Annotated in this window: 21 protein-coding genes; 7 read left to right on the top strand and 14 right to left on the bottom strand. The window is 38.9% G+C overall.

The features are described from left to right. Positions 1–626 precede the first annotated feature (626 nt). Positions 627–4,214: a pyruvate:ferredoxin (flavodoxin) oxidoreductase gene (gene nifJ / locus SCALIN_RS06545; RefSeq protein ID WP_096893615.1), complete on the bottom strand. Its 3,588-nt coding sequence runs from the start codon at positions 4,212–4,214 to the stop codon at positions 627–629. 431 nt (positions 4,215–4,645) lie between these two features. On the opposite strand from nifJ, the gene SCALIN_RS06540 reads away from it, so the two are divergent. The 5 genes from SCALIN_RS06540 to SCALIN_RS06520 all read left to right on the top strand — a co-directional run bounded on the left by SCALIN_RS06540 (position 4,646) and on the right by SCALIN_RS06520 (position 8,225). Then, positions 4,646–5,251: a sigma-70 family RNA polymerase sigma factor gene (locus SCALIN_RS06540; RefSeq protein ID WP_096893613.1), complete on the top strand. Its 606-nt coding sequence runs from the start codon at positions 4,646–4,648 to the stop codon at positions 5,249–5,251. Further along, positions 5,251–6,102, top strand: a complete 852-nt coding sequence (locus SCALIN_RS06535) for a zf-HC2 domain-containing protein (RefSeq protein ID WP_096893612.1) — start codon at positions 5,251–5,253, stop codon at positions 6,100–6,102. The genes SCALIN_RS06540 and SCALIN_RS06535 overlap by 1 nt, the downstream gene beginning before the upstream one ends. After that, a complete protein-coding gene (locus tag SCALIN_RS06530) occupies positions 6,099–6,764 on the top strand; it encodes a TIGR04282 family arsenosugar biosynthesis glycosyltransferase (RefSeq protein WP_096893610.1) in 666 nt (221 codons plus the stop codon). Before SCALIN_RS06535 ends, SCALIN_RS06530 begins: the two co-directional genes overlap by 4 nt. Then, entirely contained in the window at positions 6,765–7,568 is an 804-nt protein-coding gene (locus tag SCALIN_RS06525; protein WP_096893609.1) for a DUF3108 domain-containing protein, read from the top strand. A gap of 315 nt (positions 7,569–7,883) precedes the next feature. Continuing rightward, positions 7,884–8,225 carry a nucleotidyltransferase domain-containing protein gene (locus SCALIN_RS06520; protein ID WP_096893607.1) on the top strand — a complete coding sequence of 114 codons (342 nt, stop codon included), beginning with the start codon at positions 7,884–7,886 and terminating at the stop codon, positions 8,223–8,225. Positions 8,226–8,290: 65 nt separating this feature from the next. Here SCALIN_RS06520 and SCALIN_RS06515 read toward each other — a convergent pair whose 3' ends face one another. From SCALIN_RS06515 to SCALIN_RS06505, 3 genes are read right to left on the bottom strand one after another with little or no spacing between them, the layout of a single operon-like run. After that, positions 8,291–9,283, bottom strand: a complete 993-nt coding sequence (locus SCALIN_RS06515) for a flippase-like domain-containing protein (protein ID WP_096893605.1) — start codon at positions 9,281–9,283, stop codon at positions 8,291–8,293. Between the two features lie 18 nt (positions 9,284–9,301). Continuing rightward, positions 9,302–10,822: a B12-binding domain-containing radical SAM protein gene (locus SCALIN_RS06510; protein WP_133111726.1), complete on the bottom strand. Its 1,521-nt coding sequence runs from the start codon at positions 10,820–10,822 to the stop codon at positions 9,302–9,304. Next, a complete protein-coding gene (locus SCALIN_RS06505) occupies positions 10,792–11,601 on the bottom strand; it encodes a sugar phosphate isomerase/epimerase family protein (RefSeq protein WP_096893602.1) in 810 nt (269 codons plus the stop codon). The genes SCALIN_RS06510 and SCALIN_RS06505 overlap by 31 nt, the downstream gene beginning before the upstream one ends. A 704-nt stretch (positions 11,602–12,305) precedes the next feature. Here SCALIN_RS06505 and SCALIN_RS06500 point away from each other — a divergent pair. Next, entirely contained in the window at positions 12,306–13,235 is a 930-nt protein-coding gene (locus SCALIN_RS06500; protein WP_133111724.1) for a septum formation inhibitor Maf, read from the top strand. Between the two features lie 268 nt (positions 13,236–13,503). Here SCALIN_RS06500 and SCALIN_RS06495 read toward each other — a convergent pair whose 3' ends face one another. The 9 genes from SCALIN_RS06495 to SCALIN_RS06455 all read right to left on the bottom strand — a co-directional run bounded on the left by SCALIN_RS06495 (position 13,504) and on the right by SCALIN_RS06455 (position 20,474). After that, positions 13,504–14,505, bottom strand: coding sequence for a DUF2278 family protein (locus SCALIN_RS06495; protein ID WP_096893721.1), 1,002 nt, complete (start codon positions 14,503–14,505; stop codon positions 13,504–13,506). Positions 14,506–14,629: 124 nt separating this feature from the next. Then, positions 14,630–14,941, bottom strand: coding sequence for a DUF3303 domain-containing protein (locus tag SCALIN_RS06490; protein WP_096893599.1), 312 nt, complete (start codon positions 14,939–14,941; stop codon positions 14,630–14,632). A 30-nt stretch (positions 14,942–14,971) separates the two neighbouring features. After that, positions 14,972–15,595 carry an Lcl C-terminal domain-containing protein gene (locus SCALIN_RS06485; RefSeq protein ID WP_096893598.1) on the bottom strand — a complete coding sequence of 208 codons (624 nt, stop codon included), beginning with the start codon at positions 15,593–15,595 and terminating at the stop codon, positions 14,972–14,974. A gap of 151 nt (positions 15,596–15,746) precedes the next feature. After that, complete coding sequence (gene rsmA / locus SCALIN_RS06480) at positions 15,747–16,805, bottom strand: 16S rRNA (adenine(1518)-N(6)/adenine(1519)-N(6))-dimethyltransferase RsmA (RefSeq protein WP_162532184.1); 1,059 nt, start codon at positions 16,803–16,805, stop codon at positions 15,747–15,749. 148 nt (positions 16,806–16,953) lie between these two features. Continuing rightward, on the bottom strand, positions 16,954–17,445 hold the full coding sequence (locus SCALIN_RS06475) for a rubrerythrin family protein (protein ID WP_096893596.1): 492 nt from the start codon (positions 17,443–17,445) through the stop codon (positions 16,954–16,956). A gap of 65 nt (positions 17,446–17,510) precedes the next feature. After that, positions 17,511–17,951, bottom strand: coding sequence for a flavodoxin family protein (locus tag SCALIN_RS06470; RefSeq protein ID WP_096893719.1), 441 nt, complete (start codon positions 17,949–17,951; stop codon positions 17,511–17,513). 28 nt (positions 17,952–17,979) lie between these two features. After that, complete coding sequence (pdxA, locus tag SCALIN_RS06465) at positions 17,980–19,017, bottom strand: 4-hydroxythreonine-4-phosphate dehydrogenase PdxA (RefSeq protein ID WP_096893595.1); 1,038 nt, start codon at positions 19,015–19,017, stop codon at positions 17,980–17,982. An 8-nt stretch (positions 19,018–19,025) separates the two neighbouring features. Further along, on the bottom strand, positions 19,026–19,670 hold the full coding sequence (ribE, locus tag SCALIN_RS06460; protein WP_096893594.1) for a riboflavin synthase: 645 nt from the start codon (positions 19,668–19,670) through the stop codon (positions 19,026–19,028). A 147-nt stretch (positions 19,671–19,817) separates the two neighbouring features. Then, positions 19,818–20,474, bottom strand: coding sequence for a phosphatidylserine decarboxylase family protein (locus SCALIN_RS06455; protein WP_096893592.1), 657 nt, complete (start codon positions 20,472–20,474; stop codon positions 19,818–19,820). A 272-nt stretch (positions 20,475–20,746) separates the two neighbouring features. Between SCALIN_RS06455 and SCALIN_RS06450 the strand changes: the two genes are divergently transcribed. Further along, on the top strand, positions 20,747–21,475 hold the full coding sequence (locus SCALIN_RS06450; protein ID WP_096893590.1) for a hypothetical protein: 729 nt from the start codon (positions 20,747–20,749) through the stop codon (positions 21,473–21,475). 726 nt (positions 21,476–22,201) lie between these two features. Here SCALIN_RS06450 and SCALIN_RS06445 read toward each other — a convergent pair. Continuing rightward, positions 22,202–23,161 carry a hypothetical protein gene (locus tag SCALIN_RS06445; protein WP_133111722.1) on the bottom strand — a complete coding sequence of 320 codons (960 nt, stop codon included), beginning with the start codon at positions 23,159–23,161 and terminating at the stop codon, positions 22,202–22,204. Between the last annotated feature and the right edge of the window lie 19 nt (positions 23,162–23,180).

Raw genomic sequence — 23,180 nt, 5'->3', positions numbered from 1 at the left:
TGGAGTTATACTTTTTGACAATCCGCTAACCAATGCTCCTTGCTGAAATTTCTTATCTAAAAATAATTCTTTTTGGTGTTATCTCTCTTTACATCCCCTATAGTTTAAATGACCCAACTCACTGTCTGTCTTGTTGAGTCACACTGATTCAGGTTCATCCGGTGTAAACGGAGTTCTTCAGTCTCCAACCCAATCAATCGTCTATCCACGGTCAAGATTGTACTTAAAGAAACTGGTTGTGACACAGCCTGATAGCTGGTGGTTTCCTGTACAGATGAATTAAGAAAAATTTGCTTAAATCTGTCATAAGTCATTTAGAATCATGTGAAATTACCATAAAACAGAGGTTGTAGCGCCTGAACAAATGTTTCTGTTGGCGGCAGCATAAAATATTGGCTATACACGACTAACTATCCTTATTAGTGGATTTAACTTTCGGCATTTAGGCACCATTCTATCAGCATCCTTGACAGATGGGCGCTTGCATAGCTACGGCAAGGGTATGTAGCCAAAACTTAACCGTGTGGTGGTTTCTTTATAAAATAAGGCTATACAGTTTACGTAAAAAATTCTTAAAACTCAGCTCGTCTTAACACAAAATCAGAATTAGATTCAATAAATATATCTCACGCAGAAGGATCCCACGCCGCCATGTGTTTAAGCAGATTCCACCTTCTCTTGATGTCTGCTTTTGCCTGTTCCATAAGATCTGCTGCGGCTTCCGGATTGGCTGCCCTTAGCGCCTTGTAGCGGTTCTCACGATACGCATACTCTTCAAATGGAGTTGAAGGCTCTTTGCTGTTGATAAGAAGCGGGTTTTTACCCTGCGCTTCGAGTTCAGGATTATATCTATAGAGCGGCCAGTAACCACTTGTCACCGCTTTCTTCATCGCATCGATACCCTTACTCATATCCATGCCATGTGCAATACAAACTGAATATGCAATTATCAACGCCGGACCGTCATATGCCTCTGCTTCTGCAAATGCCTTGATTGTCTGGGCCGGATTTGCACCAAAGTTCACCTGGGCCACATAAACATTACCGTACGTTGACATTATCATGCCGATGTTCTTCTTGGGAGTTGTCTTGCCACCGGCCGCAAACTGTGCAACTGCACCAAGGGGTGTTGCTTTTGACATCTGACCGCCGGTATTTGAATACACTTCAGTATCCATGATCAATAACTTTATGTTCTCACCTGTTGCCAGTACGTGGTCTACTCCTCCATAACCGATATCATAACCCCAGCCGTCTCCTCCGACGGACCATACGCTCTTTTTGATTATATAGTCAGCCTGGGATAGTAAGCTCTTTGCTTCAGGAGAATCGCATCCGGAGAGTTTTTTCTTCAGTTCATCAATGCGGCCTCTCTGCACCTCAATATCTTCTTGTGTTGATACGCCTGCATTTTGTTTGATTGCACTAAACAGATCCTTTAAATCCGCATAAGAGGAGTCCGCGGCAAGACGATCTATCAATTCCATCGCCTGTGCGTGGAACTTGTCCATTGTCTGTCTCATGCCGAGTCCAAACTCTGCCGTGTCTTCGAATAGAGAATTTGACCAGGCAGGCCCTCTGCCATCGTCCCTTGTTGTGTACGGTGTTGTAGGCAGGTTTCCGCCATAAATGGAGCTACAACCTGTCGCGTTCGCAATCATCAGGCGATCTCCAAACATCTGTGTCATTAATTTGATATAAGGAGTTTCTCCGCAACCTAAACATGCACCGCTATATTCAAAAAGAGGCTTCACGAACTGACTGCCTTTAACACTGTTAACCTTGAATCTTGACCTGTCTGTTTCAGGAAGTTTGAGAAAGAAATCGTAACATTCGGCTTCCGTCTCACGCAATGGTTCCTGGAACTTCATATTGATCGCTTTAACACCTTCAATCTTGTTTCCATCAGCATCTTTTTTCTGTCCCGGACAGTTAAAAACACATGAACCGCAACCGGTACAATCCTCTGGGGCAACCTGTACGGTAAACTTAAGACCCTGCATATCTTTACCCGTTGCGTCTATGGATTTATATGTGGAAGGCGCGCCATTAAGCAGTGAAGGGTCATATGCCTTTACCCTGATGCTGGCATGCGGACAGACAAACGAACATTGAGCACATTGAATACAGGCGTCAGGTTCCCAGACAGGAATATTGACACCGATATTTCGCTTTTCATACTGAGTGGTTGCCGTTGGCCATGTTCCATCATCAGGCATTTTAGACACAGGAAGGGAGTCTCCTTTGTCAGCCAGCAATGTTGCTGTTACGTCCTTAACAAAAGCAGGTGCGTGATCAGGCACCGGAGGACGCATGCATTTACAGCTGGTAGCCTCAACAGGGACAGGTACCTCAACAATATTCTGTAATGCGGAATCTACCGCTTTATAATTTAGATTGACAATATCTTCACCCTTCTTCATGTATGTCTTTTTGATTTCTGTTTTTATTGATTTTACAGCATCCTCTTTAGGAATAATCCCTGAAATAACAAAAAATGCGGTCTGCATGATCATGTTGATTCTTGCGCCGAGGCCAATCTCTTCGGCAAGCGCAATGGCATCAATAATGTAGAATTTCATCTTCTTGGATATAAGATGTTCCTGTACCTCAGCCGGCAATGTGTCCCAAACATCGTCTTTATTGTGAGATGTGGTAAGGAGGAATGTCGCACCATCTTCAGCGTTTGAAAGCATATCTATCTTATCCGGGAACGAAGGATTGTGACATGCAATGAAATTTGCCTTTTTAATGAGATATGGTTTCTGTATTCTATCCTTTCCGAAACGAAGATGCGATACGGTAGTCGCGCCTGATTTTTTCGAATCATAGACAAAATATGCCTGTGAGTAATTATCTGTCTCATTTCCAATTATTTTAATAGTGTTTTTATTTGCACCTACAGTACCGTCTGCTCCTAAACCGTAAAACAGTGATCTGAATTCACCTTTTTCTCCAATGTCAAAAGAGTCATCAAAATCAAGGCTGGTGCCGCAAACATCATCTTTAATTCCTATGGTGAAATGGTTTTTGGGTTTTTCTGATGAAAGGTTGTCATATACTGCCTTTACCATCGCTGGTGTAAAGTCTTTTGAGCCAAGGCCATAGCGTCCTCCAATTATTTTTGGATAAGACTTTAGTTTTGATGTGCCTCTGTCCATCATCTCTCCAATGGCCGTCCTGACATCAAGATATAAAGGTTCACCAATTGCGCCTGGTTCCTTTGTACGGTCAAGCACAGCTATTGATTTTACGCTTGATGGCAGGCTTGCGTCAAAAGCCTCTATATCAAACGGTCTATAAAGCCTTACCAGTACAACTCCAAGTTTTTCACCTTTGGCATTTAGCGCGTTTACGGTATTAAGTGTAACTTCGCTTGCTGAACCCATGATGACAATTATATGTTCCGCATCCGGGTCACCCAGATAATCAAATAGTTTATACTGACGTCCGACGACTTCGGCAAATTTGTCCATTGCCTTCTGGACGATGGCAGGGGTCGCGTCATAGTACTTGTTAACAGTCTCTCTTCCCTGGAAGTAAACATCAGGGTTCTGTGATGTACCACGAATATTGGGACGATCAGGGGTAAGGCCTCTTTTGCGGTGGGCAATTACAAGATCATTATCTATTACGGCGCGCATATCGTCGAAACTGACCTCTTCGATCTTCTGTACTTCATGTGAAGTCCTGAATCCGTCAAAGAAGTGCATAAACGGAATTCTGGATTCAAGTGTGGCGGCCTGGGCGATAAGCGCAAAGTCCATTGATTCCTGGACGTTTTGAGAGCACAACATGGCAAAACCGGTAGAACGTGCCGCCATTACGTCTGAATGGTCTCCAAAAATAGATAACCCCTGCGCCGCAAGAGAACGGGCGGTTATATGAAACACTGTAGGTGTCAACTCACCGGCAATTTTGTACATATTAGGTATAATTAAGAGAAGTCCCTGAGAAGCAGAAATAGTTGTAGCCATTGCTCCGGTAGTAAGAGAACCATGCACAGCACCCGCAACACCTGCTTCAGATTGCATCTGGCTGACTTTTGGCACTGATTCCCAAATATTCTTCTGCCCTTTAGCGGACTTTGCATCACAGATTTCCGCAATAGGAGAAGAAGGCGTTATTGGATAAATTGTAATAATTTCATTAGTAGCGTGTACCACATGTGCGCATGCGGTACAACCATCAACTATAACCGTTTTTCTACTCATAAGTATCTCCTTGAACTAGCTAAAACCTGGAAAGCTAATTGCTCTATTTTGATAAATTAATTACAATAAAGTCTTTAAAAATACGATTGTAACTATTCACGGGGTATCATATGTATACAAGTGTCAAGCCTTATTTGTCAATGAATACCGTTTTCCTTATAAAATTGGATTAAGGTAATTGTGGCTCTTGATGCAATAGGGTTTAGTTTATTAATGATACTCCGCGAATAGTTACAAACGCATAACTATAATGTATTTAGTTGAAAAAGTAAATAAGATTTTAGCTATGTAGCCGTTATTTCACACCTTTATATCATTCTATTAATAATTTTCTTGCCTTTTTTCCTGTGTTTAATAACATGGACAAAAATTATTTTAAAATATTTAAACAGGAACCTTTTTCCTTAATAAGCTGTTATATAAGGTGATGAATGGAAGACTTTGTCAATCAGGAAAGTAAAATTAGCGAGTTTGAAGCAGAAGCCCTTGAACATATAGATTCGCTCTTTAACTTTGGAATGCGAATGACAGGAAGCAGGGAATCAGCAGAAGACCTTGTTCAGGAAACATACCTTAAGGTACATAGATTTTCACATACGTTTAAGGAAGGTTCCAACCTGAAGGCATGGTTATTCAGGATTTTACGAAATACATTCATTAATACCTATAGAAAGAAGATTAAAGAGCCCAAATCGGTTCATTATGATGAGGTTGAAGACTTTTATTTATTCAACAAGATTAAAACTGATAAGAAAACAGGAGAGTATGAAAGAGGAGAAGTTTCAGATGTTTATGAGTTTCTGGAGGATGAGGTAAAAAATGCGGTTAATAACCTGCCGCTTGCTTTCAGGGAGGTTGTTTTGTATTCGGATATTGAAGAACTCAGTTATGGGGAAATATCAGAAATTATTGGATGTCCGATAGGGACTGTAAAATCGAGACTTTTCAGAGCAAGAAAATTGTTGCAGAAATCTTTATGGAACTATGCAAACGAAAGAGGTTTTTTGAAAGAAAGACATGAGGGAAAAGAAATATAATGACTTGTAACGAAGCTATTGAGCAATTCCACGAATTCCTGGATAATGAACTTGATGAAACGAACTATTCAAACATCAGACAACATATAGATTTATGTCATAAGTGTTGTGAAAAGTTCGAGTTCGAACAGGCAATAAAGAGAACCGTAAAAGAAAAAACCCAAATTCACAAAACACCTCAACATCTACTGCAAAGTATCAAGAGCCAGTGGGCAGAGTTAAACGAAGGACGTAGCAGGCCGGAACCTTCAGTAGTAGAATCTAAAAGGACGTTCTTGGATGGGATTTTTGGCTTATTTACTTTACGGCCGGCATATGTAACAATGGCGGTGTTATTACCAATGACTATTATTGGCCTTGCCGCTTATCTTGCTTTTTTCAGACCGGTAGAGTACTCTCCTATTGTTAAAGTCGCGGCAGAACGTCACGATAGCTTCGTTAATAACAATATGCATCTTGATCTTGTAAGTTCAGACAGTAATGAAATAAGAAGGCATTTTCAAAATTTACAACGATCTAATCCTGCCATCGATGTCCCTGAATTTAATGGGCGTGAAATGGAACTCTTAGGTTGTAAGGACTACAGCCGGGACGGAAGAAAAAGTGCTTATGTTGGATTAAGAGGTAATCAAAATAAAATTTCATTAGAGATGGCAAACGGTTCAGGGATCGATATGGACAAACTACCGCACAAATTCTTCAAGGGCAGGACATATTACTTTGCAAGATATAATGGATATAATGTAGTTATGTGGAAACATGGCAATACACTATATAGTCTGACTTCTACAATGAATAGAGAAGGGCTTATGCGTGTAGCCAGTGAAACCATCCTTTCATATAATAAATGAGTACATCTTTTATTATATTCGCAAAGGGCCCAATTCCAGGTAAGGTCAAAACCAGGCTTACTCCTATTCTTTCTCCCCCGGCAGCTGCTGAGTTATACAAAGCATTTATTGCCGACATAGTTTCTAATACACACAAACTGAAATGCAATCAAGTAACTATCGCATTTACGCCTCCAAATGCGGAAGCTACACTTCAAGGTATATGTGGTAAATCAGTAAATTATTTACAACAAGAGGGGCATAATCTTGGTGAGCGAATGAAAAATGCGTTCAAACACTCGTTCGATAAAGGTTCAAAAAGAACAGTAATTATAGGCACAGACAGTCCTACCCTTCCTTTAACTTATATAAGGGACGCCTTTGAAGCACTGAAAAAAGTTCCTGTCACAATAGGCCCAACTTTCGATGGTGGTTATTATCTTATAGGTCTTTCAGAGCAGAACGATTCAATTTTTGAAGGTGTTGACTGGAGCACATCAACAGTATTCAGCCAGACCCTGTCAAGGATACAGGAGATAAGTAAACCCTTATATGTGCTTCCACCATGGTACGATGTTGACACCCCGGACAATCTGGAATTTCTGCGTTCTCACATTATGTCAATGAAAATGGGTGGCAATAAAGACATTCCTGAAAAAACATTACAATTTTTGAAGATATAGATGATTAATGTTGCAATATCCGAACACTATTTTATAAAGATTGCTTCGTGCTTGCTGTTACCATTTCTCTTTCATACCGGGAGAGTAAACGCTGATACAAATACATTTGAAGGAGAGGTTCTCAGGTACAATATCGGATTCTGGCTTTTCAAAAAAGTAGGGACAGCCACATTTAAATGTGAGAGAGACGGTGATAGCCTGGTTGTAACGATTGACGCGTGTACGGCAGGATTTCTTGATAAGATTATACATAGACACAACATCTACAGAACAACTATGACGATTGATGATATTACCAACAGACTTAAACCTGTCAATTCGTATGAAAAAAAGATCAAGAGGGAAAAAGAGCGTGCTATGGTCACGGATTATGATTACGAAAACAATATATGCAGTTATAAGACATGGAGACATGGGATGGTGCATAAAGAAGGGAGCCATAAACTGGAACCTGAAGGGTGTGATGATATGATATCGGTATCTTACAACTTTCGAAATGAAATATACGGTGAGGTAAAAGATGGCGCCGATTTCAATATTGCAACCGTATATAAAGATAAATCTCCAAATTTCAGCGCTCATGTCCGTTCTGCTGAGGGTTCGGACGAACAATCAAAATGGAAGGGTATTATTCCTGACATAAAATACATAGTGGATATAGCATTGGACCCTGAGCTCCTTGACTCAAAGGAAGGCAAACTTGTCGTCTTGCTTACGGAGGATTTAATACCGGTTGGATATGTGGCAAAAGACGTTGTCGGATTCGGGGATTTGTATGGTTTTCTGGAGGAAGAGATAAATTAAAGATCTTAAAACGTTAATTGATATTTCCATCATGCCTGACCATAAGTGTGTCTTTCCAGGTATTCAGCCATCGCTTCAGAAAAAAGCTGACTACGCGACTTGTGCATACGTTTTGCATGCTTTTTAGCTGCTTTAAATACAGAGTCTGGGATTGAAATTGCAGTTTTCATACCGGCAGTATAACTTTCGGCAGTTGCGATGTCAAGTGGGACTACTTAAGTTATTTTGTTTTTTTGCCATCCCTACTTTAGCCTTGATTACAGAAAATATTAAACAACTCTATCATTTTTTTAAAAGTAAAATGGAAGATAAATAATGTTTGGATTGCCGAAATCCACAATTGATCTTCTGCGAGACTATTTCTTGAAAATTCCGGAAATTGAAAAAGTAGTAATTTATGGCTCCAGGGCCAAAGGGAATTATGAAAAAGGATCAGATATAGACTTTGCCTTTTTCAGCCGCTCTGAAGAAGATCTTACCGGTAAACTTCTCATGGAACTGGATGAACTGCCCACCCCATATCTTTTTAATGTGACCAATTACTATAAACTTAAACATCTGGAATTGAAAGAACACATAGATCGAGTAGGGATTGTGTTTTATGAGACTATTAGTCGTAAACATGTAGGGCCCGTTTCCCAAACGGGCTTATTATGATGCCCGTTTGGGAAACGGGCCCTACAGTTTTGACCAGGGAAAAAGTGATGATACGTGTTAATACACTATTCGTTCGTTGGTAGTCCTGCAATTGCCCATTCAAGTTTTGAAAGGACAAATAACCCGATACCGGTCCATATTACTTCCCGGAACCTTCTCAAAATACCAAATGTTAGCGCTACACCGGCGCCGAATTTCAGGCTTGTGAATATGGCGATAATGCCTCCTTCTTGACCACCAACGCTACCAGGTATAAATGACGTTATACCTTTTGCAACTGTTGAAAGTGATTCAATCACATATGCTGACACAGTATCTACTGGTATATTTAACAGGTAAAAAATCAGGAATACTTCCAGCAAGCCCGCCAGCCAACCCATAAAAAAGCAGACAAAGGAGTAAAAAGCCTTCTTTTTGTTGTGACAGTAAAATTGGTATATGTTTTCATCAAGCTCTCTCAGCCTGACTTCCCTCTCTTCAATATAACGTATCCTTATTCTCAGTATTCGTAATAGTTTTAACAGAAAGGCAAAAAGACCATGTTTCTGTATAAAGATAATGAATATTATTACGGGTATACCTAATAATACAATTGCTATTGAACCTGTCAAACGTGTACTGGAGATATTTAGTTTATATAGAAAAAGGAGGATTCCAATCATTACAAAAATTATCTGTGTTATCACCATCATTGTTTTTGAGATGACAACAGAGGTCATACCATCAACCATTGAAATATTGTGCCTCTTAAGAAAATAAGCTTTTAAAGGTTCCCCGGCAAAATTTGCGGATGGTATTATTGAATTTACCGATTCTCCTGCAAGTCTTATTATAAAGAGGTCTTTAAAACATATGTTCCCTACTTTAAATGAATACTTCCATCCCAGTGTATCAAGGATAAAAACCAGTGAGAATGGAAAAAACAGAAGCAAAACTTTCCATTTCAGGATAATGAATTGTTGGTAAATAATTGAAGGACCAACTTTGTAAATCAGTGCAATAAGAATTGAGCAACCGACAATTAGCAATAGTATTTTGTATTTCTTCTTGTTTTTCACCGATTATTCATGGTTTAACTATAAATACTTCTCAGTATATTCACGGGATAATTCTTCATACAATGCTTCTGCTTCCCTGCTGTCGCCTTCGCATTTTTCAATCCTTGGCCACTCACTCTTGGGGAACCTTACGTATAGAGGGAATGTTTTCTGAAGGGCGAGGAGTTCCTCTCTGGAGATTTGAGGCATGTTTAATACTGTTTCAGATCTGTAGTCACCTGCATGCGCGTCTTTCTGCATGAGACCCTCTTCATCGCAATAATCGCGTAATGCAGTGCCTTTATATGGATTGTATAGTGACACCATAACACCTGGTACATTTAATTTTCTGTTAAACTCAATTGTCTCAAAAATATTCTCCCTGGTTTCTGTCGGGAAGCCTATAATATTGTTAGCGCTTACCCTGAGACTGGACTTCTCTAAAAGGCTGAAAGCCTTTAATATTGTTTCGTCGTTCATATTCCTGCCAAGAAGATTACGGCGCAGTTCCATGTTGCCGCTTTCAATACCCAGGCTTATTCCCTCACAACCTGAAGACTCAAGGAGTTTAATATTCTCTTCATTGATTGATTCCGGTCTTGCTTCAATCCAGAATGGTATATCCACTTCCTTATAACGTTCTATGAATTCTGCTATTCTTTCCCGTTTTGTAGTAAGAAAGCTTTCGGCTACCAGATATGCAAATTCCAGATTGTATCTCTCTTTTTTCTCCTTCATCTCGTCAATAAGCCTTTTGATACTTTTTTCTCTATAGTAACCGCCGTTATTTGCGTACAGTTTATTAAGCCCGTAATCACTGCAGAACCGGCAACTGTATGGACAGCCTCTGTTCATTTCAAATGTGCCGGTCATAGATATCTTGCCGCCCATGGGTTTGTAAAATCTCCTGGCTTCGAATATTGTCCAGTCCTGGAACGGCAGCTCGTCAAGATTAACGGGCCTTCTGATCCCGTTTCTGTATATCTTGCCGTTCTGCTTGATCCACAGGTTTTGTACGGTAGTTATGTCCTGTTTTTCTCTTATTTTATTACATAGTTCAACAAGTGCGTATTCTCCTTCTCCCACGCATACCATATCGACACAATCTTCAGCGATTATCTCCGCAGGGGCAAAAGTGGCGAAGATACCACCCACAATCATGGGAACGTTGTAATACTCTCTAATGCTTTTCAGCATATCTATACCAAGTTCGTAAGTGCACTCTATGCACGAAAGGCCGATAATATCCGGTTTGTACTCTTCCACCATCTTTTTAAGATCTTCAAACATATCTGTATCTTTATATACCAGTCCGAATTCCTCACGGTTTGTTTTTCTTACCTGAAGGTTCTTTGCTCTTGCTTCGTCACCCGTTTCTGTTGCGGTTTTGTAAAAGGTAGTGTCGAACAACTTTACCCCGAAACCTTCTTCTTTGAGGCATGCTGATATCAAGGAGAGTCCCACAGGAAGAAGGACATCCATCATGGTATTACAGTTTATAAATAATATCTTGAACTCTTTGTTCTCTGTCATTTTCTGTTTACTATTCCCTTCACCCAATCCATACCTTCCTTAACCTCACCTGGTATGTTGTCGTAATATGTATGGTTATATTCGAATACTATGTTACAGTTTTTATTATGTGCTAAAATTATTTCGAGTGTTTTTTTTATGTCTATCCATCCATCTTTTGCTTTCTGTGAAGGATGGACAGGTACGTGATTATACTTTTTACAATGTTCCATACCCTTCGTGTTCCACACATGTATTGATTTTGTATATGGTGCCATAGTTTCTACATCTTTAAAAAAATTACGATTTCGTATTCCTGATATAAGTGATGTATGGCCTATATCAATACAGATGCCCAATAAAGGGTGATCACTGACAAAATCTACAAATTGTTCCGGCTCATGAAAATGTCCCGAATATCCACCGAACTCAATATTAATTGGCAACTTATATCTGTCTGCCAGATCACAGAACTTTAACCTTGTGTCATTCGCAAGGTTTATTGCATTTTTCCTGTCAGGAGAATCATCCTTCCAGGTCAGATGTGTTACGACAAAATCTGCTTTCCACTCCTTCGCGTAATACATGGTGTTGTCGATCAGCTTAAAAGAGAGAGTCCTTTTATTCGGATCATCATTCAGAAAAAAAGTGGTTACACCTATATAGGGAAAATAAGAGGGTCTGAAAAATGGTACATGAAAACTGAAGGGCAGTTTTTTGCTCTTAATGAAAGACTTTAGCTCTCCTAATCCATTCTCTTGAAAGTCAAAAACCTCATATCTATCTAATCCTGTATGTAAGTAGCCTGCAGGTTGTGTTCTTTCCATATTACAATCATGTTAAAATCAAGTTTGAAGTGTCTAAAGTGCCTAAAGAAAAAAAGTTTTTAACTTCGCTAAGCGTGGTATTGCTATCTACCTGCATGTTCATATACAGGCAGTTAACTTTAGTTCACTTGAGACTTCCTGCCTGATAACGTCATTCAGGCGAGTAGGCACTTTAAACTCTAATAAGTATACCTGATTTGTTACTCCTTGTTAAATATTTTTTATATGCTTTGATGATTAGCCAGGACATCCGGTGGTATTGGTTACATATTTTATTTAACAGATTCAACTTGACCATGTTGTCCTGTTGGAATATGATTGTGTGTGGAATTTATATACTAATGTATAGTGGTAATTGTTGATGAATGTAAAAATAAACAGTCTCTTGGTTTCATGGATTTCTTATAAAAAATTAGTTATAGTCGCTACAAAAGAAACAACTATAAGGATGTAAGGAATGCAGGAGAAAAACAACATAATAATTTGATTTATGGGATTTTCGTTTTATGCGTGATGAAACGGTACGATTTATCGTGCCTGGAAACACGGGTTTGATAAATCAAACCACTTATAAGGCGCACATTCAATATTTTTCTACCCAAATGGCGCTTAGCTGACTACAACACATACAATAGTAGTAGCTCTACTCCTGCCGCGGAGGGGGGGGTTGAAATTAATGGTAAGTGAAGAAAGGAGAAATGATTTTGAAATACAAGATAAAATGTATAATACTGCTGACAACATTTTCTCTAGTATTTTCTCATTGTACATCCGTAGCTTATTCATTACCTGAGGAAAAGGACTTTTACTCATACTGGCACAATCACGGTGCGGAAATAACACGCTTTGAACTCGAACAGGGCCGATATGGCGAAATCCATCCCGGTCATGCCATTTTGATATTTGTTACCGAGTCATTTCTTCCCGACATACAGGTAAAGTCAGATTATGAATCATCTCGACAAAAAAGTATCCCGGTCTTAAAGCTAAACCTTATCAAGAGATTTGATACGGGCATCTATGACTATTCAATGATGAAATCCGTTTTTACACCAATCTCTACTGAAAAACAACAGCTAGACAAAACATTAAAAGTATCAACTACAAGACAGGACTGGTGCGGCCATGTTTACCTTCAGTATAATCTTGAGGATGACCACTATAAAATAAAGCAGTATTCATATTTTGAAAAGGAGGGGGACAGGGTCGTGACTGTACCATCTGTGCATCTGGAGGATGAGATATGGACACACATACGTATTGCTCCTGAAAAACTTCCGATAGGAGAAATAAAAATGATTCCCGGGAGTTTCTATACCACGTTACGCATGATTGATATAGGGGAGGAAGGGGCTGTTGCGGAATTAATAAATATACGGGATGGAGATAGGGGGGGTGTTTCACAGTATACGGTGACCTATCCATCCCTGCAAAGGACTCTTTCTATCCGCTTCAACAATAACTTTCCATATGATATTCTGTCGTGGAGCGATACCTATACAAGCGGTTCAGGGAAAAATGCAAAAGTATTGACAACGAAAGCACGACGCACGCATGCCGTGATGACAGACTACTGGAATAAAAACAGTGTTAAGGATCTTGAGCTTAGAAAAGAGTTGGGGTTGGCAAAGTGATTATATCGTTTAAGAACAAGGGGTTCGGGTTATCTTCTTAAGATATAAACATCATGATATAGAAAAAATCCTGGACTCTTTGTTGTTGGTGCAGAATAAATATAAAGATACACTATTCAATAAGTTTGCAGTTATAAGAACTACCAAATTAAGCACAGTTGTTAGCCTCAACTTATTATTTATCAACTACATAGCTTGACCCGACCATAGGTTCTCTTAAAAGATTTAAACTACGTTTTGACGGTCCGTGAGGACACTCATTTTAAGTTCAAAATATCAAAGTCCATCCCTGCCTTCTTATCTGGCTTCTTGAGTAAGAGACGCCATCCGCTTTCAGACCTTGCGGAGTTAAAAGCGTTATTTGGCCTCCTTTATTACCAAGTTGGATATCTTGTCCGGTGAGTTCTATTTTTAGTGAATCTCCAGCAGCCAAAGTCTGGGTCAAAAGAATTTTTGAATCTTTACGGTGATTCAATAGTTTCCAATCTTTAAGATCAATATCGTCATTACTGACATTAAGCAAGGTGACTGTTTCCTTTCCATAATCATCTCCCTTCGGGTTGACCAATGCAGCAACAATTCTGATTTTTCCAGTAGTGTGAATGTCATCCGGTTGTGTATCAAGCGGATGACCTGTCTTGTCATCTGTATGTATTGCCTGAGACTGAAAAGCAAGAAATATTCCTATCCACTGTTTATTTTCCGGAAAGTAGAAAAGCAATCCTCCATCCTGATACACTCCATTATCATTCTTCCAACGGCCGCTATTTCCTTGATTCATGTGAATATCATGTATTCCCTGTCCCGGACTAAAACCAAAATATCTGTCGGGTCTGTTTGATGTAGGCCATTTTTCCCCAAAAGCATAAATTATGGGACCATTTTGCTTCTTTGCCCTGTCAGAATACATTTTAAGCAGGTCATTCAAATCGTTATCCGGACCTGTTTGCGTATGAGGTATTAGCTTCATACTATTTATATCAAATAAATTTCCTCTGATATAATCCAGTGCGATACCATTTTTTTCTGATTTAACTGAATGCAGGCCATGCTCAAGTTTGCTTAGTTCATCTGTCATTGTGTGAGAAAAATCAGAAATCACAATGTATTTTAATTCTGAAGGTTGTGCGGCAGATAATACGTTTACTGCTATACGGTATAAGTTGCCGTTTTCATCAACCTTAACCTGAAAATGTGGAGTATCATTATCGCGTTCTTCCTGATAGTCGATAAGTGTTCCTTTTAGTAGTGAATAATGCTTTAGTCCCATAATGGCTCCTTTTTCATTAAGTTTAAGACTTATAAGGGACAATCCCTCTATTTTCAGGCATTCTTAAAAGAGATTCAGTCACAATCAGCTATATTATAGAGGATTGTGACTGACCAATACATAGTTACTTTGGCTGGTTTATGTTAATCCACTCCTGCATTGGAAGGACAGGCCTGAATGAACCGGTCTGAGTCGGGATGAGCGGCAGGAAGAACTTGACCATTTCGGAATAGTCTTTTGCCTGTACGATAATATAGTAATCGTGTTCAGTTACTGTTACATAGGAACCAAGTATCTTTATTCCCTTCTTTTCGAAATCACTCTTGCTCGCCCAGAAATCAGTGAGCATCTTCGCGCCTTCGTTAGTCCTGCCCGGACAATTTTCCGGTGTATGTGTCCAATGTGCTACATATATTGTGCCTTCGTCATTAGCCATTTGAATCTCTCCTTATTTTAGTTTTAAATCTCAATTACCTGAACTTACCCGTACCGGACGGACTTTTTTTCTTTCGAACATTATATCGTTTCTGCTTACTAAACCATGGATGAAGTTTACGCTCCATGCTCTATCCAGCTGTAGACTGGTACTTGAAACATTGCTGTCACATGTCCAGATACTTGATTGTGTTTTATCAAACACAGTGTCAATAAATTGATTACTGTTTTTCTCAATTGGTTCTAATAATGAGGCCGCTTCTTCCAGCGTTGGTAATCTCCAATTTGAAAATCCGGCATAACTCATCTTGTTCAAATCTGTTATCCATTTCTTAGCTCTTTTCCAGCTCATACTTTTCAAAGAACCGGATTGATGCCACATCAATCCGGTCGCATAATCTATAACGACTTTATCGTTTTTTATTATATTTATTTCGTAATTGTGACTGATTGTGCTGTGTCCAATAAAACCCTGATTCTCTCTCTTTTCACGTATTACTATGTTGGGGATTTCTTCAATTTCACTTAGAGGTACTATTTTATAATATGGACGCAGGTTTATTTTTGGTCTCTTATTCTTTGCTGATTCGATAGCAGGGGATGCGCAAAAAACAAATGAAATAGTTAAGATAAAAAGTGAAAAAAAATACTTCATAATACCTCCGGTAATTGTCTGCCTCTATGGCTATGGCAGATTATATTTGATATTGATAATTTAATGTTGATAACACTTCGACTCCGCTCAGTGTCATGTCATCCTGTACGGGGTCGAAGGATAGCGTTTGTCGTAAAAGTTACTTGGTTTGTTATCGCTGTACAGATTGTCTCCAGGTATTCAAATACTCAGTAATCCCATTGGAAAGATCAATCAGTTTTTCCAAGTCTAACTCTTCTCCTCTGCTCTCAGGTCTAATGTCAGTACGTTCTACAATTGTTATCAAGTCATTACGTATGTTTCTGGACTTATTATTAATGCCCAGTCCTGAACAAAATGATAATAGACTATTTAATAAAGTTTTTCTTCTTGAAACATATATTGCATGGATAACGTTCTGAAAGTCTTGATAATCACGAACCCTGTCAGCATACCGGTGTCGATTAATTGTCATCTTGACGATAGCAGAATCTACTAGCGGCACGGGCCAGAAAACGTCCGGTGGTAGTTTTTTCAATACTTTTACATCAGCAAAAAGTTTAGCCATGATAGAAAGTACACCATAATTCCTGGTCCCCGGTATCGCTTTCATCCTGTCTGTTGTATCCTTCTGAAGCATCACTATCATTGTCTTGATGGGTAATACTTCCTGTAGCAAGTCAATAATAACCGGTGTGCTGATATAATATGGCAAATTGGATACGACTTTGACGGACAAATTTTCTGGAGAAGGAGCAGATTGGATGTAATCAGTTATAGACTCTACGATTAGCGGATGGATATGGTGTTTTGATTTCAGTATATCCTTGTTAAATGTAGTTACATTATTGTAATCCTTTAGTGTCTCTTTCATGATTTCAAACAGTCTGCGGTCCAGTTCTACAGCGAAAACATGTCTGGCATTCTGAGTAAGCAACCTTGTCAGAGAGCCTGTACCGGTTCCTATTTCCAAGACCACATCATTACTGCCCAACTCTGCAGCTTTAACGATAAACTGTAACAGATTCTGGTCTATTAGAAAGTTTTGTCCCCACTGTTTTTTGACACGAACGCCTCGTTCCTCTAAAAGCGCTTTCAACATCGATTTTGTGTGTGGAATGTCTAATGTAATAATATCTTCAAAGAACATGATTAAAGTAATCCGTCTTAATAATTTAGCAGCTACCTTCAGGGTTTGTCCTGAGAGTGTTGAAGGGCTGCATTGTTTCATAAGGATTTTATATTCAGGTAAAGACTTCCTATGTTGATAAGAGTTCGACATCGCTCAGTCTTCCCTCATCCTGAGCGATGTCGAAGGAAAGTCGTTTGTTGCAACACCAATCAACCGGGTTTACTTTAACTTGGACGTCTTGCATGGGTCAGTCAATCTTTGTAAATTTGGACGAAGGAGCTCCGCAGACATGGCATTTATCGGGAGCATCATTTTCTGTCGTATTTCCGCATATCTGACATACATAATAATCGACTGATTCATTGTCGCCAAGTTTGTCCAGTGCCTTCTGATACAGGCTTGCGTGGATACTCTCTACCTTATTGGCAAGATCAAAACTCTGCACAGCCTTCTTGTTGCCTTCTTGTTCTGCTTCTAAAATCATCTGAGGATACATCTTTGTATACTCATGGGTCTCTCCCTCAATGGCCTCCTGAATATTTTCTTTTGTACTTTTGATGCCGCCCATTACTTTGAGATGTTGGTGGGCATGCACTGTTTCAGCTGCAGCCGCGGCACGAAAGAGTTTTGCCGCCTGTTTAAAACCCTCTTCATCTGCTTTATTAGCAAAAGCCAGATATTTCCTGTTTGCCTGAGATTCACCGGCGAATGCCTCCTGTAGATTGTCCTGTGTTGACATATTTCCTGTCCTTTCCTGTATAATGTTGCTAAATCTGATTTATGAACCTGGTACTATAACAATGGTCACAGCTTTTCACTAACGCTCTTTCCGTAATCCTGACAAGCCCTCATGCCCTCAGTACCTTCCACTAAATTTTCCAGCAGATTGAAAGACCCTAATGACGTCATATCCATTTTGAAAACGTTTTCCATTGTATCATAGATATATTTTGGTGCATCACCGCTGTGTGTATATGAGCCAAAAGCTCCTCCTGCCTTCCCATTCAGTTGCGCTTTCTCTACCAGAAACAGGAATGTCTTCATATTCGCCGTCATATCTCTGTGATAGGTAGGACAGCCTAAAATATAACCGTCGTATCCCTCCAACTCTTTCTCGCTCTTTATATCAGACAGTTTTCTGATTTCTGCATCGTTACCACCGAAACGGATACCTTCGGCAATATAATCCGCCATTTTCTCTGTTTTACCTGTTCTGCTATAGTATGCAATTAGTATTTTTCCCATATTATTCGCTCCTTTTCCGTTTTGTTTGTTACACAAATAAATGATTTCGTGTTTCCGCCATTGTAACTGCTGTACTTATTGCCTCAATCATTGATCCGGGATCCGCATTACCTTTACCTGCTATGTCAAAGGCGGTACCATGTGTTGGTGAGGTCCTGATAACAGGTATGCCAAGAGTAATATTTACTCCGGAATCGAACGCGTGCATTTTTATCGGGATTGTCCCCTGATCGTGAAACTGTACTACTACACTGTCAAACTCTCCTTTAAGCACCTTATTAAAAACGGTGTCTGATGATAGAGGTCCGTGGCAATCAATCCCCATTTCCCGTGCTTGCGCTATCGCCGGTATGATAACTTCTCTCTCCTCCGTACCGAAGCGGTCACCGTCACCGCAATGTGGGTTTAAACCACAAACTGCAATTTTAGGTTGATAAATACCAAAAAATGTTTTAAGCCCTGTTGCGGTTATTTGTATAGTGGAGAGTACATTTTTCCGGTTAATAAATCCGGATACTTCATTTACTGCAAGGTGAGTAGTAACAAACGAGACTCTGAGTCTTTTTCCAACCATAAACATTACGACATTTTCTACAGATGTCTTCTCTTTGAGCAACTCAGTATGTCCCGCATAATCAAAACCTGCCAGTTTGATTGCTTCCTTGCTTATGGGCGCTGTTACAAGCGCGTCTATTTCATCTCCAAGCGCCAGATCAAGTCCTTTCAGAATATATTCTATTGATGCCCTGCCACTTTCCGGCAGGGGTTTGTGCTTCAGCGAATCCAGGACTGAGATGTTATCAAGGTCTAATATATTTATATCATCTGTTAAGCCTCTATATGTATTTAATGATCTATTATCGATTCGTGACGTCTGTAGCCTCGTATCTAAACCGAGATTGTCTGCAATGCCACTCAAGACTTTTTTAGAACCGATTATGACATAATTGGCCGCAGCCATTATTTCAGGTGATGCCAGTGCTTTAAGGATTACCTCCGGTCCTATACCGCCGGGATCTCCCATTGTTATTCCGATTATTTTTTTTTCTTTGCCCTCAGATTTCATTTTGTTTTTTACATAAACCCTTTTTCTTTTAACATCTCTTCCGATATCTCTGATGAGGAGGTATCATTAGTTGTTAATATCCTTTTCACCCATTTGCCTAACATGTCTGTCTCGATGTTTACCTTCTGTCCTGCCTTCTTAAAACCTAATGTTGTTGCGTCAAGCGTGAATGGGATAAGAGCAACAGAAAACAGTTTCTCTTTAAGATCTACAATGGTTAAGCTAATCCCGTCTATGGCCACAGAACCCTTTTTTATCATCATGCTTGTGGTCTCGTTACTTACGCAAATCCACACTGTGCATTGGCCGGTTTCATTTGCTATTTTGTTAATTGTGCCAACACAATCGACATGTCCTGTTACAAAATGCCCTCCGAGTTTATCACCTATCTTCAGAGACCTTTCTATATTTACACGGTCGGAAACATTTAATTTACCGATATTAGTTTTGCTTAATGTTTCTCTGGAAACATCAAAATATACTTCTGTGCCTTTTATCTGTGTAACTGTCAGGCAGGCCCCGTTTATGGCGATACTATCACCTGGAATTACACCATCTTTTAATGATCCTATGTCAACGACAATGATTGCCGAATTTGCCTGTAAGCTGACCTGCTTTATTTTACCTAAATGCTCGATTATACCAGTAAACATTTCTCATTTCAAAAAATCATATTTAATATCTTAATTGTAATGGTATTTCAATATTGATAACACTTCAGTTCTGCTCAGTGTAAAGTTATTCTGAGCGGGGAGTCGAAAGATATTTTTTTCAGCTTGTCCGAAACGGCTAATACCATATTATATTTTTAGAGTGCCCAATATGGTAGAACCCGCAGAAACCATTTGTCCTTCTTTGACAGCTACTTGAAAATCTGCTTCTTCAGGAATGTAGACTTCCAGCCTGGAGCCAAACTTAATCATACCGAATCTCTTGCCTCGTTCTACATCCTGTCCAATTGAACAATCACACACAATTCTCCTGGCAACCTTTCCTGCAACCTGTTTTATCATAATCTTTGTTTTCCCATTGTCCGTCATGATTCCCATCAAATTATGTTCATTCATTTCAGATGAATCAGGAGAACGGGCATCCAGGAACTTCCCTGGTACGTGTTTTATAAATTCAACTTTTCCGCCATATGAAATTCTATTTACGTGGACGCTGAACAGAGACATAAATATCGCAATTTTCAATGCCTTACATTTTAAATAATTTTCCTCCTGTACGTGCGATATTGCAATTATTCTGCCATCAGCAGGAGAGACCAGACTGTTTTCTCCCTCAGGAATGTTCCTTTCAGGGTCCCTGAAAAAATAGAAAACAAATAAGAGGAATATAAAAAATGGTATACAGGCTAACGGATAAAAAAAGAGACTCAATACTATCATTACAAATAAGAACATTCCAAAAAAAGAGAGCTCTCTGGAACCATATTCAGCAAAGGGGAATCTCATAAAAAAAATACTCCTGACTATTTATGTAATATATAAAATTACTATTTTATTAAAATGAAGGTAAAATGGAACAGATTGTAGATCGTGTTTTATGGTATATACGTTGATTACCGCAAGTAAAATAAGGTTATTTTCTAGCATATAAACAATTATCTGTCAACCTAATGTATGACCAATCGAGTTATTTCTTTACACTCTTTATTAATAGTTGTAATATGTTTTTTCTACATTAAACTAGTCTATTAACAAATAGTATTCGGAGAATCTAAAATATGAAAGCCATACAGAGATTATTATATAACTCTTTTTTTGCGGTGTTCCTGTTGTTTGCTATTTATGGATGCCAAACCACTGATAGCACCATTACTTCCGGATCATCTGATTCAAAACTTACATCCGTTAAAGCAGAATCTACTGTGAATGATGTGGAGCATACTTTATTAGAAACCAGTGATGTAGAGAAAGACGTTTCTGCAGCTTCAGTATCCGCAACAGAAAAAACCGGAAAAACAGCTGGGAATCAAAATGAAATTATGGAGAATTTTGGAAACTATTTTCTTGGCAGGTTGAAGGGGCACGGAGGAGCAATGCCTACGGATATTTCCAGTGTGAAAGAGAATGTAAACCGGGATAAACAGGTGGATGATTTAAGTGAAAAACCTGCTAATATAGAGAGCAGGCCATATATCGAAATGGAGAAAAAACTGTATGGTAAGTGGAGCAATAAATTAAAAACAGAATCTTATGATTTTCATGACAATGGCACGGTGATAATTGTTATCAGAGGTCCGAGAGAGAATATGATGAAGTTAAATGGCAATTATAGGATTGTTGGAGCAGCTCGTATAAAGATAGATTTTAGAAACGACTCTATAGCGAGCCGAAGGCCTCCAAGCTACTTTAAGATTTCCATATCAGAAAATGCATTTTCGTTAACGGATGAACCGAAAAAGAAGGGTGGACCGGATGGACCAACTACAGTATATATGAGAGTGGAATAATCAGCCGGATAACTAATAAATTATCTATTTAGCCACTGATACACAGAGGAAAGAAATTTGATTGTGTGTTTCAGTGGTGTCATGTGGTCTTTCAAGCCCTTCACAAGCTATTTTGAATTAGTTTGTTAAAGTACTATTGTTGTGTGCGTTCATGTTCTTTATTAAACCACATATCTTGTTCCTTATACTTACAAAACAATGATATGGGTACAAATATAAATTTTTGAAATATGATGGTTGTTGCTTTAATAGTGACGGATAAATATCATCATAATTGTCATCATCACATTCTTCACGTTTTGTGAAATGGTTATTCATCTTGTCTTTCTCCAAAGTTTGTAATAGAATTTTTTTATATCTGGAAGAGGTGCAAAAGCGGTGCCGAAACAAAGAGGTTGTGAATAGGGGATTGTTAAGCTTACCGTAAGTCCCTGGTGTGGTTTGGCAAGTGGCAACAATTTAATAACATGTACCATGAAAATATCCAGTTGGTAGACAAACTTGTATAAAAATTGTTCAGATTTTATTAAAAGAAAAAAGGAAACTATTTCCGAAAAGTTTCAGGTTGAGAGGGTCAAAAGTTCGCGTATGCATAGTGCGGCTTAACCGCAACCAGGTTTTATATATCTTTTTACCCGGATGGTATTATAGCAGTAGATGAGCAATTGTTACGAAGTATTTGTGGTTTGAACGGTTTAAGCTCTTTAAACCGATTTTCTCAAGTCTTTACCGGTACGGTGTGAATATTACTCTTATATGTTCGTCATTCATTGATTCGATAGCTTTCTGAATCCTTGCTATCGGATCAATGATGGTATATCTGGATAACGATTTTCTTTTTTGGTTAGGGCTCATTTTGATCCTCTTTAACGGGTCTCTTGTTTCCCTGGGATTTCTTTCCAGGATCTCTCCTTTGACATTTGCTTCAATATTTGCGGATGAACTTATGCCCGTAATCCTTAAAATCTGTTTTATGGAGTTGTCAGCGGACAGGTATATCATTCCCTTATCGGTCAGGCAATACTCCGTTATGCCATAATGTGAACATACTTTAAATGTGATATTGCCATCAGGGTTTCTCTTAAAGAATTCTGTTGAGTTACCTATCATATTTAGCAGGTCTGATCTGGAAGGGTAAGCGCTTTTGATTAATAACCTTACTCTTTCCCTTTCAATCTGCTTGTCATTCATGGGTACACCATCTTCCTCTCGTTTTCTGATTTTATCTTCTAACGAGAGTCGGTAAGAGGGGTGAAAATGGTATAAAACTATATTACTATTTTCACTCATCAATTTGTCCAGAAGTTGAACATCAAGTTTCGCCTTCGTTATATAGCGTCTCTCTATCTTCTTTTCCGCTTCTTCATTATGCCCAATCTCAATCCATTTTTCCCGGTGAGGTAAATATACCCACGATTCTTCTATTTGTGAATGTGCAATGAGTTTCCTTATGTCTGATATACCTTTTTTTTCGCTTTTATAAATTACGGTTTTGAATGCGTTCCTATTGTTTACAATGAGATCATTGATAATGTTATATTCCTCTTGCCTGTTTGAGTGCACAGCAGATAAAGTAATATGATTAATAGCTAGTGTAAAGGTAGAGATGTATACAGATAGCAGGGTGATTCTTAATGTGTTTACTGGAATTCGGCAGGATTTATATTTAAAGAATAGTAATTGCAAAGTTAACTCAACAATATTG

The sequence above is a fragment of the Candidatus Scalindua japonica genome, from assembly GCF_002443295.1.
Taxonomy (GTDB): Bacteria; Planctomycetota; Brocadiia; order Brocadiales; family Scalinduaceae; genus Scalindua; species Scalindua japonica.
This window is presented reverse-complemented; position numbering and strand designations above follow the sequence as displayed.

What these genes read in the sequence shown, in the direction of transcription:
- nifJ (WP_096893615.1), bottom strand. Translation starts at nt 4,214, where the DNA reads ATGAGTAGAAAAACGGTTATAGTTGATGGTTGTACCGCATGCGCACAT.
- SCALIN_RS06540 (WP_096893613.1), top strand. Translation starts at nt 4,646, where the DNA reads ATGGAAGACTTTGTCAATCAGGAAAGTAAAATTAGCGAGTTTGAAGCA.
- SCALIN_RS06535 (WP_096893612.1), top strand. Translation starts at nt 5,251, where the DNA reads ATGACTTGTAACGAAGCTATTGAGCAATTCCACGAATTCCTGGATAAT.
- SCALIN_RS06530 (WP_096893610.1), top strand. Translation starts at nt 6,099, where the DNA reads ATGAGTACATCTTTTATTATATTCGCAAAGGGCCCAATTCCAGGTAAG.
- SCALIN_RS06525 (WP_096893609.1), top strand. Translation starts at nt 6,765, where the DNA reads ATGATTAATGTTGCAATATCCGAACACTATTTTATAAAGATTGCTTCG.
- SCALIN_RS06520 (WP_096893607.1), top strand. Translation starts at nt 7,884, where the DNA reads ATGTTTGGATTGCCGAAATCCACAATTGATCTTCTGCGAGACTATTTC.
- SCALIN_RS06505 (WP_096893602.1), bottom strand. Translation starts at nt 11,601, where the DNA reads ATGGAAAGAACACAACCTGCAGGCTACTTACATACAGGATTAGATAGA.
- SCALIN_RS06495 (WP_096893721.1), bottom strand. Translation starts at nt 14,505, where the DNA reads ATGGGACTAAAGCATTATTCACTACTAAAAGGAACACTTATCGACTAT.
- SCALIN_RS06490 (WP_096893599.1), bottom strand. Translation starts at nt 14,941, where the DNA reads ATGGCTAATGACGAAGGCACAATATATGTAGCACATTGGACACATACA.
- SCALIN_RS06485 (WP_096893598.1), bottom strand. Translation starts at nt 15,595, where the DNA reads ATGAAGTATTTTTTTTCACTTTTTATCTTAACTATTTCATTTGTTTTT.
- rsmA (WP_162532184.1), bottom strand. Translation starts at nt 16,805, where the DNA reads ATGAAACAATGCAGCCCTTCAACACTCTCAGGACAAACCCTGAAGGTA.
- SCALIN_RS06475 (WP_096893596.1), bottom strand. Translation starts at nt 17,445, where the DNA reads ATGTCAACACAGGACAATCTACAGGAGGCATTCGCCGGTGAATCTCAG.
- SCALIN_RS06470 (WP_096893719.1), bottom strand. Translation starts at nt 17,951, where the DNA reads ATGGGAAAAATACTAATTGCATACTATAGCAGAACAGGTAAAACAGAG.
- pdxA (WP_096893595.1), bottom strand. Translation starts at nt 19,017, where the DNA reads ATGAAATCTGAGGGCAAAGAAAAAAAAATAATCGGAATAACAATGGGA.
- ribE (WP_096893594.1), bottom strand. Translation starts at nt 19,670, where the DNA reads ATGTTTACTGGTATAATCGAGCATTTAGGTAAAATAAAGCAGGTCAGC.
- SCALIN_RS06455 (WP_096893592.1), bottom strand. Translation starts at nt 20,474, where the DNA reads ATGAGATTCCCCTTTGCTGAATATGGTTCCAGAGAGCTCTCTTTTTTT.
- SCALIN_RS06450 (WP_096893590.1), top strand. Translation starts at nt 20,747, where the DNA reads ATGAAAGCCATACAGAGATTATTATATAACTCTTTTTTTGCGGTGTTC.